Below are 13,866 nucleotides of genomic sequence, written 5' to 3' on the forward strand. Positions count from 1 at the left end.
TGCTTCCTGCTTTACCGCGGCTTCTTGCCGAACACGCGGATGTATTCCGCTTCGCCGCCCTTGGCGAGCGCCTTGGCCTGCTTGACCCAGTCGTCGCGCTCGATGCGGCCCTTGAAATTCAGATAGCTGTCGACCCATTCGCGCTCCGCCTTCTTCCACCCGGCGACTTGCGCGAAGGTGAAAATGCCGAGTTCGTGCAGGATGCCGGCGATCTTCGGGCCGACGCCGGAGATAAGCTCCAGGTCGTCCGGGGTCGCGGGACGGGCGATGCCGGCCGGACGGTTCTTGTCTTCCAGCGACGGCTTTGCGACCAGAGCGGCCGGCTGCTTTGCTGCCGTATCGCCGCCTTCGGCGCGCGTATCGCCCTTCGCCTTGGCATTGGCGGCCGCTTCAGCCTTGGCCGTGACCGGCGTCTTAAGCTTCGGATCGGTTTCGTCTGCGTCGGTTTTTGCCCGCGCGGCGTTCGACGGAGGGACGCTGACGCTGTCCTCGTCGGCCTTCTTGGCGCGGGTCGGTGCCTTCTTGGCAACCGGCTCCGGCTCGTTGAGGCTGGTAAGGCCACCAATCGGAGCGGAGAAGATGCGGTCGACCTGCGGGCCGGGCTCGACGGTCGAGCCCTTGCCGGCGTCGAAACGGTCGATGATGTGCTCGAGCTGCGTCGGCGTCAGATCCTCGAAGCTGTCCTTGAAGATCATGACCATCGGCGCGTTGACGCAGGCGCCCTGACACTCGACCTCTTCCCAGGACAGCGTACCGCTCTCGTTGAGGTGGAAGGGCTGCGCATGGATGCGCTTCTTGCAGACGTTGATCAGGTCTTCCGCGCCGCGCAGCATGCAGGGCGTGGTGCCGCAGACCTGGACATGGGCGCGCGTGCCGACAGGCAGCAGCTGGAATTGCGTGTAGAAGGTCGCGACCTCGAGCACGCGGATATAGGCCATGTCGAGCATGTCGGCGACGGATTCAATCGCCGCCTTGGTGACCCAGCCGTCCTGCTCCTGTGCGCGCATAAGAAGCGGGATGACCGCCGACTGCTGGCGACCCTTCGGGTACTTGTTGATGGTTGCCTTGGCCCAGGTCGCATTCTCCTTGGAGAAGGCGAAGCTTGCGGGCTGGACATTGTCTTCGGCTAGTCGACGAACGGACATTCTGTAACGCCTTGTGTCAGTTAATCAGTCGGCACTGCGTGTCCGTCGTGTTGACGAACTCGCAGGCATAGGCCGACTTGTCATTCTGCATGAAGATGACGTAGCGGCTGCCGTTCGGCGCCGCCGCCTTGATCTGGTAGCCCTGGCTCGCCAGTTCGCCCATGGTGGACGACACGATCGGCGGCTCCTCCGCCTGCTGCGCGTGGGCGGCAGCGGCGGTCACAAGCACGGCGGCGATGGCAAGGGCCAGTTTCGGCATCAACGGTCAACCTCTCCGAACACGATGTCGAGGGAGCCGAGGATTGCCGAGACGTCGGCGAGCTGGTGGCCGCGACAGATGAAATCCATCGCCTGGAGATGGGCATAACCCGGGGCGCGGATCTTGCAGCGGTAGGGCTTGTTGGTGCCGTCGGCGACGACATAGACGCCGAACTCGCCCTTCGGCGCTTCCACGGCCGCATACACTTCACCGGCAGGCACATGGTAGCCTTCGGTGTAGAGCTTGAAGTGGTGGATCAGCCCTTCCATCGAGCGCTTCATCTGCCCGCGCTTCGGCGGAACCATCTTGCCGTCGATCGAGGAGACCGGACCGACCTTGGCGTCGCCGAGCAGACGGTCGACGCACTGGCGCATGATTTTCGCCGATTCGCGCATTTCGATCATGCGGATGACGTAACGGTCGTAGCAGTCGCCGTTCTTGCCGATCGGAATGTCGAAGTCGAGATCCGAATAGCACTCATAAGGCTGCGAGCGGCGCAGGTCCCAGGCAGCGCCCGAACCGCGCACCATGACGCCCGAGAAGCCCCAGGCCCAGCAATCTTCCAGCTTCACCACGCCGATATCGACGTTGCGCTGCTTGAAGATGCGGTTGCCGGTCAAGAGTTCGTCGATATCGTCGACGGTCTTCAGGAACGGGTCGATCCACTTGCCGATGTCTTCCACCAGCTCGTGCGGCAGATCCTGGTGCACGCCACCCGGGCGGATATAGGCGGAGTGCATGCGCGCGCCACAGGCCCGCTCATAGAACACCATCAGCTTTTCGCGCTCTTCAAAACCCCAGAGCGGCGGCGTCAGCGCGCCGACGTCCATGGCCTGGGTCGTGACGTTGAGCAAGTGCGACAGGATGCGGCCGATTTCCGAATAGAGCACGCGGATCAGCTGTCCGCGGATCGGTACTTCCGTCGCCGTCAGCTTTTCGACGGCGAGCGCGAAGGCGTGTTCCTGGTTCATCGGCGCCACGTAGTCGAGGCGGTCGAAATAGGGCACGGCCTGGAGATAGGTCTTCGTCTCGATCAGCTTCTCGGTGCCGCGATGCAGCAGGCCGATATGTGGATCGACGCGCTCGACGATTTCGCCGTCCAGTTCCAGAACCAGACGAAGAACCCCGTGCGCCGCAGGATGCTGCGGGCCGAAGTTGATGTTGAAATTGCGAACGTTGTGCTCGTTCATGCCGCTTGCTCCAGAGGCCGGCGCCCTAGCGGGTCGCCCGACCCAAAATCAGTTCTGCTTCGCCTTCTCGTCGCCCGGCAGCACGTAGTCCGTGCCTTCCCAGGGAGAGAGGAAGTCGAAGTTGCGGAATTCCTGCTTCAGTTCGACAGGCTCATACACGACGCGCTTGACCTCGTCGTCATAACGCACTTCCACGAAGCCGGTCGTCGGGAAGTCCTTGCGCAGCGGATGCCCCTCGAAACCGTAGTCGGTGAGGATGCGGCGCAGGTCCGGGTGACCCGTGAAAAGGATGCCGTACATGTCGTAGGCTTCGCGCTCGAACCAGTCGGCACCCGGATAGACCGGAAACGCCGACGGGACAGGTGCGTCTTCGCCGGTCGCGACCTTGATGCGGATGCGCTGGTTCTGGCGCGGCGACAGCAGGTGATAGACCACGTCGAAGCGCTCGGCGCGCGCCGGCCAGTCGACACCGCAGATATCGATGAGATTGACAAAACCGCACTGCACGTCGTCGCGCAGGAAGGTCAGAAGATCGAGGATGCGCGCACCGTCCGTCTTCAGGGTGAGTTCGCCATAGGCGATATCGGCGGATGCGACGAGTCTGCCAGCCGCTTCGCCAATGTAGGAGGAGAGCTCCTGGAGGGCTTCGCTCATATGTAAAGTCCCCTGCCCTTAACGCTCGATCGTACCGGTCCGGCGGATCTTCTTCTGCAGCAGGAGCACACCGTAAAGGAGCGCTTCCGCCGTGGGAGGACAGCCTGGTACATAGATGTCGACCGGCACCACGCGGTCACAGCCGCGCACTACCGAATAGGAATAGTGATAGTAGCCGCCGCCATTGGCGCAGGAGCCCATCGATATGACGTAACGCGGTTCCGGCATCTGGTCGTAGACCTTGCGGAGCGCGGGCGCCATCTTGTTGGTCAGCGTGCCGGCGACGATCATGACGTCGGACTGGCGCGGAGAGGCGCGCGGCGCGAAGCCGAAGCGCTCGACGTCGTAACGCGGCATGGAAAGCTGCATCATCTCGACCGCGCAGCAGGCGAGACCGAAGGTCATCCACATCAGCGAGCCGGTACGGGCCCAGGTGATCAGCTCATCGGTCGAGGTGACGAGGAAACCCTTGTCGGCGAGTTCGTTGTTGATCTCGCCGAAATAGGCATCATTGCTGCCGATGGGCTTGCCGGTCGAGGGATCGATGATCCCCTTCGGCTGCTGGGCAACAAGCGTGTTGCTGGTATGGGCTACTCCCATTCGAGTGCTCCCTTCTTCCATTCGTAGATAAAGCCGATGGTCAGGACACCGAGGAAGACCATCATCGACCAGAAGCCGAACCAGCCCATGTCGCCGAAGGAAACGGCCCAGGGAAAGAGGAAGGCCACTTCAAGATCGAAGATGATGAAGAGGATCGACACCAGATAGAAGCGGATGTCGAATTTCATGCGCGCATCATCGAATGCGTTGAAGCCGCATTCGTACGCGGAGAGCTTTTCCGAATCCGGCGCCTTGTATGCGACGGCAAACGGCGCGACCAGCAGTGCAATGCCGATCACGAGCGCGATACCGATGAAGATGGCGATCGGAATATAGGAACCGAGAAGTTCAGTCATTGGCGTCCATCCTGCCTGCTAACGGCGCCGGAGAGACGCCTGTTGGTCCAAGACCTGCAAGCCGAAAAAGTATGTTGCAACGCCAAAGTGGTTAGCGCAGTGAGCGTCCCTGCGCAAGGCTTTGTCCGGCTTTCGCCGCAATCATTGTGTTCTTTTCGCGGTCATGCGGAAAGGCCGGCAGCAAAGCCATTTAAATCGTTACGATTTCAGGACGAGCCGAATGCAGGACGTTTCGCCGCAGCGGAAAAGTGCGGCGCCGACAAGCGCTCACGCGCCCTCGCCCGCAAGCCTTGCGATCGACTGACGGACGGGCAAAACCGCCACACATCACCGCCTCGCCGCGCAAGGCTGCCTTGACTGCACGGCGATAGAATCAATCAAGTCGACGACGGAAAATCCGGAACCGAAAGCAGGCTTCGCAACGCAAAAAACAAGAAGCACACCGTGCGCGCCTTGAAGCACCACACGAATAAACATCGATAACGATCTGGAGAGAAAGAAATGGCGCGAGTGACGGGGCTCGAACCCGCGACCTCCGGCGTGACAGGCCGGCACTCTAACCGACTGAGCTACACCCGCGCATATTTCATGACCTTGCGGCCCCGAATGATCGTCCGGCCTTTCGAGTGGCGCGAGTGACGGGGCTCGAACCCGCGACCTCCGGCGTGACAGGCCGGCACTCTAACCGACTGAGCTACACCCGCATCCTCGAAAGCAACCGGATGACGAAGCATCCGTCCCGAGCGGCCTGCGCCGTTCGATGAGCGGCTAACTAAGGGGTTCGCCTGTGGGTGTCAAGCAGCTTTCAAGACAAAAGAATGACGCATGGCGAAATGTTTCCACAGCCTGCCGCATCTCCATGGGGTCATTCAAAAAAATGCAAAAACTTTGCGATAGCCTCTTGCGGATTGATCCGGTTCCGCATAGATCACGGCCACCAACGCGGCGGGCGATTAGCTCAGTTGGTAGAGCGCCTCGTTTACACCGAGGATGTCGGCGGTTCGAGTCCGTCATCGCCCACCATTCATTTCCGTACAAAGCCCTGTCTACGCAGGGCTTTTTGCTTTTCTGGCGTCATTTGCCCTCCATCCACGGCCTTTTCGCACCGCCAGAACTCCGTGGCCGGGCATCCATGATGCATGGCGCAGCCGAAATCCCGCCGGAAAAGAGCGCGCGGCGCACTATCGGCCGAAAGCCATACCGATTTCTTGGTCTGATCCCGCAATGCCGACCCAGAATTTGGGGAACTCAAGCCTCCAGCGCCCCTGTTTGACGCGGGCAGCCTGCCGTACCGGATCGGGGCGGGTCGTGAGACCCGCCAATGTTTACGATGGAATCGCCGTGTCTTCTGGCTACATCGCCGCCGAGCTCTCCGCGCGATCGGCGATCCGCTCATAGAGCCGCCGAGCGGGCTTGCATGTCGGGGCAAATCGCGGGACTGCCAGACGGATCAAGGCCTTCAGATGTTCGCGTCCGCCATAACTGACGGTTGGTGCGAAAGGAATCATCGCAGGCTGCGGATCGTCCGGATAGAGGCGGGCATAGTCTGCGAAATTCGCGAATATTTCGTGATTGCCATCCTTGAGCAGCAACGACTCGGCTGCGACCCCTTCAGCGAATATGCCCTCGTGCGCCTCGAAGGCGATATGAAAGTAGTCGAGCGTTTCGACACCGTCCGGCACCGCTTGCGTGATGGAGGTTCCGTTGACGAGATCGGCCGCCTGGATCAGCACGCCGTCGATATACAGTGCATGGCCCCGCGAGACATAGAGATCCTGGTGCGGCGATTTTTCGTCTAGGGCATGACGCGCGATGCGAATGGGCATCGCGTTCTTGCTCCAGTGACGGCCAGTCCGCCTGAAGCTGTGATATCCGATCCATTTGACGGGTTTCGCCTCGCCATCCACCGTTTCGACCAGATCGCCGATGCGAAGGTTTTCGACGCGGATTGCCCCGGTTACCGTCTTGATCGAGGTCCCGGCCAGGAAGCACAAACCGCCGCCTTCGCCTCCACCGCCACCGCCCTTTTTCCACCATTTGGTTCCCAATGCCTGGGCGGCCGAGGGAAGCAGGGTTGCAGCCAGGGAGCCTATCGCGACAAGACGGGCGCTCGTGGCAACCGACAAGCCCAGGAAGTGACGCCTCGCTCGATTAATCCGCATATCAGGCTTCCGATCTACCGACATGGCTTCCTCCTGCTGCCGTTGGCTGCCGTATGTGAAGGATTAAATAGAGCGTAGTTTGCTCAAATTGGCGATTGAGACGAATTGTGAGTAGCGCTGTAGCCCCATGCAAAAACCGGTGCAGATGGTCGCCTGAAAGGGGGAGACCATTGGCAGAGCCTAGGGCAGATGGCGTAAAGTGACGCTGCTCCTAATCCCTGAGACGTAGACCTTCATCACCGGTCGCATCACCATAAACCCTTATGCGTTCGTGAACGGCTTCTTATATAGGTTTGCAGGATGCTCTTGTCCCGACTTGAGCGACATGATGCGGCTCGAGGCACGCCGGCTTGACTTTTTCGGGCGGATGCCGAGTGCTGGCGCCATGAAAAACCCTTGTCCACGCACCGGCGCGACGCCCGTTTTCGAAACGCCGCTTTCACTGGAAAGCGGAGCATGACGACTGGTTTTTGCCACCCGTGCCACTGGTCGCGCCGCAGCCGTCGCCTTGCCCTTCTGACACTTGCGGTGATCGGATTGGTAACGGCCCTAGCCCAGTTCCCCGCTTGGTCGCTCGCGGATCTGCGCGCCTTCGATTATCTCTCCACCATCGACGATCCCCGCCCGCCGGCCGATAGCCCGATCGTCGTGGCGATCGACGAGCCGTCGCTCGCCGATATCAATGCGCAGTGGCCCTGGCCGCGCGACCTGCACGCCCGGCTCGTCGAAAGCCTGCGCAGGGCCGGAGCCAGGGCGATTGGCCTCGACATCATCTTCGCGGAGCCCTCCAACCCGGCTTCCGACGACGCGCTTGCCAAGGCGCTCGGGCCGGACGTCGTGCTTGCGGGCGACGAAAGCCTGATCGTCACGCCGCAGGCCGACCAGCTTTTGCGCACCACGCCGCTGCCGGCCTTCACCGAAGCGGGAGCGGTGACGGGCATTGCGTCCATTGCGCTCGGCGGCGATGGGGTTTTCCGTGATTTGCCGAGCTATGACGATGGCTTCGCGATGGCGCTCGCCCGCATTGTCGGGAAAGCAACGGTGCCGCCTTCCGGAAAGCTGCTGCAATCCTTCGGTCCCTCGCGCAGCTATCCAACGGTGTCCTACTATCAGGCGCTCGATCCAGAAAACATGCTGCCGAAGGACACGTTCAAGGGGCGCGTGGTCATCGTCGGCCTGAGCCTGCAGAACGCGCCGGCGCTCAATTCCGGCGGGGCAGACGCCTTTGCCACATCCTACACCGTTCATACCGGCCAACTGGTGCCGGGCGCGGAAATCCAGGCAACGATTTTCGACAATCTGACGTCGGATGTCGCCATAACGCGCGCCGGCGTGCCGGTCGCCATCGGTGCCGTTGCCCTTGCAGCCCTACTTGCCGCCGCCATCGTGCGCACCGCGACCCGCTGGCAGACCATCGCGCTTGGTCTTTTTGCGGTGGTGGCGATCGGCCTTGCCAGCTTTGCGCTCGTTCGCGTGGCGAATGTCTTCGTTTCGCCGATCGGCCCGACGATCGCCCTTCTGCTCGTCGCCGCCGGCCAGACTGCGCTCGACTATGCGGAAGAACGGAGGCGGCGGCGCGAAATCGTGCGCGCCTTCTCGCAATACCTCTCCCCCGCCCTTGTCGAGCGTCTGGCGCGCGATCCATCACAGTTGAAACTCGGCGGCGAGCGGCGCACGCTTTCGATCCTGTTCTGCGACGTGCGCGGCTTTACCACCATCGCCGAGGCCTTGAAGGACGACCCGGAGCAGTTGACGGCCCTGATCAACCGGCTGCTGACGCCGCTCTCCGACATCGTGCTGAAACATGGCGGCACGATCGACAAATATATCGGCGACTGCCTGATGGCCTTCTGGAACGCGCCGCTCGACGACCCGCGACACGCCCACCATGCCGTCGCCGCCGCGCTCGACATGCTGGACGCCATGGCGGCGCTGAATGCCGAACTGCACTCGGAGGCGCGCAGAAACGGCACCGTCTACCATCCGCTGCGAATCGGCATCGGCATCAACACGGGGGATTGCGTGGTTGGCAATATGGGCTCGCTGCAACGGTTCGACTATTCCGTGCTGGGCGACGCGGTGAACCTTGCCTCCCGCCTCGAGGGTGCGTCGAAACTGTATGGCGTGCCGCTCTTGATCGGCGAGCAGACGGCGACGTTTGCCGAGGCGGACTTCGCGGTGCTGGAACTGGACCGCATCACGGTGAAAGGCCGCACGACGGCCGCGCCCGTCTACACCGTCGTGCGCAGCCTGCCGGAAGAGGTGAAGGCGCTGCACGCCCGGCTCGTCGCAGACAAATATGCCGGTGATCTCACGGCAGATGACATGCGCTTCGACAGGTTGGCGGAGGCCGCTCCGGCGCTGGTGCCCTATTATCAGACCGTGCGGTCCGGCCACGCCACCGCCGGCGCTTGAATTTCACTTCGGATGAGTCGGCGCGAATTCGGCGACGAGTTCGTGTTTTTCGCCGGGATAGGTCAGCCGGACGTGGGTGATGTAGACGCCGCCGCTCCAGGTGCGGCGTTCGACGACGAGACAGGGCGTGCCCGGGGCGATCGCCAGGAAACCGGCGGTGCGGCTATCGGCACCGACCGCGCGGATGCGGTGCTCGGCGGCGCTCCAGGGAACGCGGCTCATCAGCCAGGCACCGGGGGCGATAGCGTCGAACGATTCGTCCCTCACCTCGGGCACCGCGGCGAGGTTGATCAGACGATCCTCCAGGCAGAATGGCTGGGCGCCCGCAAAATGCAGCGCGGAAATCTCCGCCAGCCGCGCCGATTCGCCAAGCTCCATGAGACGCCGGTCGGCCGCCTTGGCGGGGCGATCGAGACGCGTGCGGCGCTCGTAGCGATAGGGCAGACCGAGCGATTCGACCTCCAGGCGGATGTCGTGGATTTCCAGCACCGCGGACTGGGCATGCGGGTGGGTGACGTAGCTACCGGATTTGCGGCGGCGCTCGATCAGGCCGCGCTTGACGAGGTCCGTGATCGCCTTGTTCACCGTCATACGCGAGCACTGGTACTGCTCGGTAAGCTCGTACTCGAAGGGAATGCGGTGGCCGGGCGGCCATTCGCCCGACAGAATCTTGCCCTCCACCTCTTCGAGGATGCGGCGATGCAGCGAGGGCTCCCTCGTGTCGGGGCGCGTCTTGTCCTCTTCGGTGGAAATGGTCGCCTCCGCTGCTGCCGGGCGCAGAATCGCCCGGGCGTCAAAATGTCATAGGAAAGGCCGGAAGGCCTTTCAATACGTCCTCAGGCTTCGGCGAGCGCGCGCATGGCCCTGGTGAAGCGTTGGCCGATCGCCTCACGCGCCACATGGCGTCCGCCCTCGACCTGCTTGTGTCCGTTCACCCAGACACAATCGACCTCGGCGCCGTTGGCAAAGATCCAGCCGTCGAGCAGCATGTCGCCGGCAAGGTCGAGGCCATGGCGGGCCTTGACGCTGACGAAGTCCGCAGCGCGCCCCTTCACAAGCCCGGCTTCGACGCCGAGCGCCGCGGCACCGCCGGCAACCGCGCCGTCGAACAGGGCCCGGCCCGTCGAACCACCGGGGGCGGCCAGCACGTTGCGGGCGCGGTGGGCGAGACGCTCGGAATATTCGAGCTGGCGCAGCTCGTCCGGCAGGCCGATCAGCACGTTGGAATCCGAACCGACGCCGAATCGACCGCCGGCGCCAAAGAACTCCGCCGGGAACGTGCCGTCGCCGAGATTGGCTTCGGTAATCGGGCACAGGCCGGCAATGGCGCCGGCTTCGGCCATGCCCCGCGTCTCGGCATCCGTCATGTGCGTTGCATGAATGAAGCACCAGCGGCCATCGACCGCCTGATTGTCGAGCAGCCATTCCACCGGGCGGCGGCCAGACCAGGCGATGCTATCCTCCACTTCCTTCACCTGCTCGGCGATGTGGATGTGGATCGGCTTGTCGCCGGCCATGGCGACGACGGATATCAGTTCATCCGGCGTCACGGCACGCAGGCTGTGCGGGGCGACGCCGGTGATGCCGTCCGGCAGGGTGTCCGTCAGCGCGCGGCAGCGCTCCAGCAGGGCCGCGTAGGAGTCCCGATCGTTGATGAAGCGGCGCTGGCCCTCGCCCGGCGCGGTGCCGCCGAAGCCGGCATGCGCGTAGAACACCGGCAGCAATGTCAGGGCAATGCCGGTCTCGGAGGCGGCCGACGCAATGCGGACGGCCATCTCGGCGATGTCGGCATAGTGCCCGCCGTCCTTGTCGTGGTGCAGATAGTGGAACTCCCCGACGCGGGTGAAGCCGGCTTCTAGCATTTCGACATAAAGCTGGGCGGCGACGGCCTCGACATCGTCCGGCGTCATGGAGAGCGCGAAACGGTACATGACGTTGCGCCAGCTCCAGAAGCTGTCGCTGCCGGGGCCGCGCGTTTCGGCAAGCCCCGCCATGCCGCGCTGAAAGGCGTGGCTGTGCAGGTTCGGCATGCCGGCGACGATTGTATCGTGGCGTTCATCACCCGCTGCGGCGGCAACCCCCGCGTCCAGCCTGACAATGCGGCCGGCTTCCACGCCGATGCGCACGTCTTTCGCCCAACCGCCCGCGAGCAGCGCCTGCCTTGCATGAATAGTGGCCATCGCCTGTCTTCCTCTCCCGTTTGACGCCCGAACGAAAATTGGCTCTTGCGTCCTTCGTTATTATGTATATACATTAACTCCATCACAGGGAAGAGGCAATTACGATGACGGCAACGGAAAAGGACACGGCCCGCGTCTGGCGCAATGCCCGGCTTGCGACGCTTCAGGAGAGCCTTCCCGGTCTCGGCATCATCGAAGATGGCGCCCTTGCCGTGCACGACGGCCGCATCGTTTTTGTCGGTCCGCAGGTCGATCTGCCGGCCGAGTTCTCCAATGCGGAAACCATCGATTGCGAAGGCCGCTGGATCACGCCGGGCCTCATCGACTGTCACACCCATCTCGTCCATGCCGGCGACCGCGCTCATGAATTCGAGCTTCGCCTTGCCGGCGCCTCCTATGAGGAGATCGCGCGGGCCGGCGGCGGCATCGTCTCGTCCGTCAAGGCGCTGCGCGCCGCCAGCGAAGACGATCTCGTGCGCCAGACCCTGCCCCGCCTCGATGCGCTGATCGCCGAGGGCGTGACGACCGTGGAGCTGAAATCCGGCTACGGTCTCGACGCGGAAAACGAACTGAAGTCGCTGCGTGCCGCCCGCCGCGTCGGCGAAGAGCGCGACGTCACCGTGCGCACCACCTTCCTCGGCGCCCATGCGCTGCCGCCGGAAATGAACGGCAACAAGACCGCCTATGTCGACAAGGTCGTGAACGAGATGCTTCCGGCCATCGCGGCCGAGGGGCTTGCCGATGCCGTCGACGGCTTCTGCGAGGGCATTGCCTTCTCGACCGACGAGATGACAAGGGTCTTCGACGCTGCCAAGGCGCATGGCCTGCCGGTAAAACTGCATGCCGACCAGCTTTCCAATCTGCATGGCGCAGCCCTCGCCGCCTCTTATGGCGCGTTGTCGGCCGATCACCTCGAATATACCGACGATGCCGGCGCGGCCGCCATGGCCAAGGCCGGCACCGTCGCCGTCATCCTGCCCGGCGCCTTCTACTTCATTCGTGAGACGAAGAAGCCGCCGGTCGATCTCTTCCGCAAGCACGGCGTGAAAATGGCCGTTGCCACCGATAGCAATCCCGGCACCTCGCCGCTCACCTCTCTGCTCCTGACCATGAACATGGCGGCAACCCTCTTCGGCATGACCGTCGAGGAATGCATTGCCGGCACGACGCGCGAAGCTGCGCGCGCGCTGGGCCTGGTCGATGAAGTGGGGACGCTCGAAGCCGGAAAATGGGCCGATTTTGTCCTCTGGGACATCGGCCGGCCGGCGGAACTGGTCTATCGCATGGGCTTCAACCCCATGTTTGCCCGGATCCGTAGCGGACATTAGTCGCTCTTTGCGCAGCGCCAGGCTGCATCGGGAAATGAACCATGACGATCACGCTCCACCCGGGCTCCGTGCCCCTGAAAACCCTTGAAACCATCTACTGGAGCGGAGAGGCTGCGAAGCTCGACGCGTCCTTCGACGCCGGCATCCAGAAAGCCGCCGCCCGCATCGCGGAAATCGCCGCCGGCGACGAGCCGGTCTACGGTATCAACACCGGTTTCGGCAAACTCGCCTCGATCAAGATCGCCGCCGCCGACGTGGCCACGCTCCAGCGCAACCTCATCCTCTCGCATTGCTGCGGCGTCGGCAAACCGCTCGCCGAAAACATCGTGCGCCTGATCATGGCGCTGAAGCTGATCTCGCTCGGCCGCGGTGCCTCCGGCGTGCGCATCGAGATCGTGCGCCTCCTCGAGGCCATGCAGGCGAAGGGCGTCATCCCGGTCATCCCGGAACAGGGTTCTGTTGGCGCTTCCGGCGACCTCGCACCGCTCGCCCATATGACGGCCGTGATGCTCGGTGAAGGCGAGGCCTTCTATGCCGGTGAACGGCTGCGCGGCGGTGACGCGCTCGCCAAGGCTGGCCTTGCGCCCGTCGTGCTCGCCGCCAAGGAGGGCCTTGCGCTCATCAACGGCACGCAGGTTTCGACCGCCCTCGCACTTGCCGGTCTCTTCCGCGCCCATCGTGCCGCACAGGCAGCCCTTGCCACCGGCGCGCTGTCCACCGATGCCGCCATGGGGTCTTCCGCGCCCTTCCATCCGGATATCCACACGCTGCGCGGCCACAAGGGCCAGATCGATGCAGCCGCATCGCTGCGCGCCCTGCTTGCCGGTTCCGTCATTCGCGAGAGCCACATCACCGGCGACGAGCGTGTGCAGGATCCCTATTGCATCCGCTGCCAGCCGCAGGTGGACGGCGCCTGCCTCGATCTGCTGCGCTCGGCCGCCCGCACGCTGGAAATCGAAGCCAATGCCGTGACCGACAACCCGCTCGTCCTGTCGGACAACAGTGTCGTGTCCGGCGGCAACTTCCATGCCGAGCCCGTCGCCTTCGCTGCCGACCAGATCGCCATTGCGGTCTGCGAAATCGGTGCGATCTCCCAGCGCCGCATCGCGCTGCTCGTCGATCCCGCCCTGTCCTTCGGCCTGCCGGCCTTCCTCGCCAAGAAGCCGGGCCTCAACTCCGGCCTGATGATCGCGGAAGTCACCTCGGCGGCGCTGATGAGCGAGAACAAGCAGATGGCGCACCCGGCCTCGGTCGATTCGACGCCGACCTCCGCCAACCAGGAAGACCATGTTTCCATGGCCTGCCACGGTGCGCGCCGCCTGCTGCGCATGACGGAAAACCTCTCCGCCATCATCGGCATCGAGGCGCTGACGGCCGCCCAGGGCATCGAGTTCCGCGCGCCGCTGACCACCAGCCCGGAGCTGCAGAAGGTCGTGGCAGCGCTGCGCACCGTGGTGGCGACGCTCGAAGAAGACCGCTACATGGCGCCGGATCTTGCCGCCGCCAGCACCTTCGTCTCCTCGGGCGCGCTCGCCGCTTCCGTGACGAAGGGCATCTTGCCGGTGCTGGAGGTCTAA

Annotated in this window: 12 protein-coding genes and 3 tRNA genes; 4 read left to right on the forward strand and 11 right to left on the reverse strand. The window is 63.5% G+C overall.

What is annotated here, in order from left to right:
• Nucleotides 1-11: 11 nt before the first annotated feature.
• The 8 genes from GR138_RS16470 to GR138_RS16505 form a co-directional block, all read right to left on the reverse strand.
• Entirely contained in the window at nt 12-1,145 is a 1,134-nt protein-coding gene (locus tag GR138_RS16470; protein WP_160860350.1) for an NADH-quinone oxidoreductase subunit E, read from the reverse strand.
• Nucleotides 1,146-1,161: 16 nt separating this feature from the next.
• Nucleotides 1,162-1,404 (reverse strand): hypothetical protein, encoded by a 243-nt coding sequence (locus GR138_RS16475; protein ID WP_160860351.1) that lies wholly within the window; start codon nt 1,402-1,404, stop codon nt 1,162-1,164.
• The gene (locus GR138_RS16480) at nt 1,404-2,594 is read right to left on the reverse strand and encodes an NADH-quinone oxidoreductase subunit D (RefSeq protein ID WP_160860352.1); all 1,191 of its coding nucleotides are present in this window, start codon (nt 2,592-2,594) and stop codon (nt 1,404-1,406) included. Before GR138_RS16480 ends, GR138_RS16475 begins: the two co-directional genes overlap by 1 nt.
• 48 nt (nt 2,595-2,642) lie before the next feature.
• Complete coding sequence (locus GR138_RS16485; RefSeq protein WP_160860353.1) at nt 2,643-3,248, reverse strand: NADH-quinone oxidoreductase subunit C; 606 nt, start codon at nt 3,246-3,248, stop codon at nt 2,643-2,645.
• Nucleotides 3,249-3,266: 18 nt separating this feature from the next.
• Entirely contained in the window at nt 3,267-3,848 is a 582-nt protein-coding gene (locus GR138_RS16490) for a NuoB/complex I 20 kDa subunit family protein (protein ID WP_160860354.1), read from the reverse strand.
• Nucleotides 3,839-4,204: an NADH-quinone oxidoreductase subunit A gene (locus GR138_RS16495; RefSeq protein ID WP_119258712.1), complete on the reverse strand. Its 366-nt coding sequence runs from the start codon at nt 4,202-4,204 to the stop codon at nt 3,839-3,841. The genes GR138_RS16490 and GR138_RS16495 overlap by 10 nt, the downstream gene beginning before the upstream one ends.
• Before the next feature lie 502 nt (nt 4,205-4,706).
• Nucleotides 4,707-4,783 (reverse strand) — tRNA-Asp (locus tag GR138_RS16500).
• 48 nt (nt 4,784-4,831) lie between these two features.
• Nucleotides 4,832-4,908, reverse strand: a tRNA-Asp gene (locus GR138_RS16505).
• Between the two features lie 243 nt (nt 4,909-5,151).
• Here GR138_RS16505 and GR138_RS16510 point away from each other — a divergent pair.
• A tRNA-Val gene (locus GR138_RS16510) sits at nt 5,152-5,227 on the forward strand.
• Nucleotides 5,228-5,556: 329 nt separating this feature from the next.
• Here GR138_RS16510 and GR138_RS16515 read toward each other — a convergent pair.
• Nucleotides 5,557-6,390 carry a Hint domain-containing protein gene (locus tag GR138_RS16515; protein WP_246200533.1) on the reverse strand — a complete coding sequence of 278 codons (834 nt, stop codon included), beginning with the start codon at nt 6,388-6,390 and terminating at the stop codon, nt 5,557-5,559.
• Between the two features lie 432 nt (nt 6,391-6,822).
• Between GR138_RS16515 and GR138_RS16520 the strand changes: the two genes are divergently transcribed.
• Nucleotides 6,823-8,781 (forward strand): CHASE2 domain-containing protein, encoded by a 1,959-nt coding sequence (locus GR138_RS16520; protein ID WP_160860355.1) that lies wholly within the window; start codon nt 6,823-6,825, stop codon nt 8,779-8,781.
• 3 nt (nt 8,782-8,784) lie between these two features.
• On the opposite strand, the gene hutC is transcribed toward GR138_RS16520, so the two are convergent.
• Nucleotides 8,785-9,462, reverse strand: coding sequence for a histidine utilization repressor (hutC, locus tag GR138_RS16525; RefSeq protein WP_420853658.1), 678 nt, complete (start codon nt 9,460-9,462; stop codon nt 8,785-8,787).
• Between the two features lie 155 nt (nt 9,463-9,617).
• Nucleotides 9,618-10,961 (reverse strand): formimidoylglutamate deiminase, encoded by a 1,344-nt coding sequence (locus GR138_RS16530; RefSeq protein ID WP_160860356.1) that lies wholly within the window; start codon nt 10,959-10,961, stop codon nt 9,618-9,620.
• 104 nt (nt 10,962-11,065) lie between these two features.
• On the opposite strand from GR138_RS16530, the gene hutI reads away from it, so the two are divergent.
• On the forward strand, nt 11,066-12,289 hold the full coding sequence (gene hutI / locus GR138_RS16535; protein WP_160860357.1) for an imidazolonepropionase: 1,224 nt from the start codon (nt 11,066-11,068) through the stop codon (nt 12,287-12,289).
• A 41-nt stretch (nt 12,290-12,330) separates the two neighbouring features.
• Nucleotides 12,331-13,866 (forward strand): histidine ammonia-lyase, encoded by a 1,536-nt coding sequence (gene hutH / locus GR138_RS16540; RefSeq protein ID WP_160860358.1) that lies wholly within the window; start codon nt 12,331-12,333, stop codon nt 13,864-13,866.

The sequence above is a fragment of the Shinella kummerowiae genome, assembly GCF_009827055.1.
Lineage (GTDB): Bacteria > Pseudomonadota > Alphaproteobacteria > Rhizobiales > Rhizobiaceae > Shinella > Shinella kummerowiae.

What these genes read in the sequence shown, in the direction of transcription:
- GR138_RS16470 (WP_160860350.1), bottom strand. Translation starts at nt 1,145, where the DNA reads ATGTCCGTTCGTCGACTAGCCGAAGACAATGTCCAGCCCGCAAGCTTC.
- GR138_RS16475 (WP_160860351.1), bottom strand. Translation starts at nt 1,404, where the DNA reads ATGCCGAAACTGGCCCTTGCCATCGCCGCCGTGCTTGTGACCGCCGCT.
- GR138_RS16480 (WP_160860352.1), bottom strand. Translation starts at nt 2,594, where the DNA reads ATGAACGAGCACAACGTTCGCAATTTCAACATCAACTTCGGCCCGCAG.
- GR138_RS16485 (WP_160860353.1), bottom strand. Translation starts at nt 3,248, where the DNA reads ATGAGCGAAGCCCTCCAGGAGCTCTCCTCCTACATTGGCGAAGCGGCT.
- GR138_RS16490 (WP_160860354.1), bottom strand. Translation starts at nt 3,848, where the DNA reads ATGGGAGTAGCCCATACCAGCAACACGCTTGTTGCCCAGCAGCCGAAG.
- GR138_RS16495 (WP_119258712.1), bottom strand. Translation starts at nt 4,204, where the DNA reads ATGACTGAACTTCTCGGTTCCTATATTCCGATCGCCATCTTCATCGGT.
- GR138_RS16515 (WP_246200533.1), bottom strand. Translation starts at nt 6,390, where the DNA reads ATGTCGGTAGATCGGAAGCCTGATATGCGGATTAATCGAGCGAGGCGT.
- GR138_RS16520 (WP_160860355.1), top strand. Translation starts at nt 6,823, where the DNA reads ATGACGACTGGTTTTTGCCACCCGTGCCACTGGTCGCGCCGCAGCCGT.
- GR138_RS16530 (WP_160860356.1), bottom strand. Translation starts at nt 10,961, where the DNA reads ATGGCCACTATTCATGCAAGGCAGGCGCTGCTCGCGGGCGGTTGGGCG.
- hutI (WP_160860357.1), top strand. Translation starts at nt 11,066, where the DNA reads ATGACGGCAACGGAAAAGGACACGGCCCGCGTCTGGCGCAATGCCCGG.
- hutH (WP_160860358.1), top strand. Translation starts at nt 12,331, where the DNA reads ATGACGATCACGCTCCACCCGGGCTCCGTGCCCCTGAAAACCCTTGAA.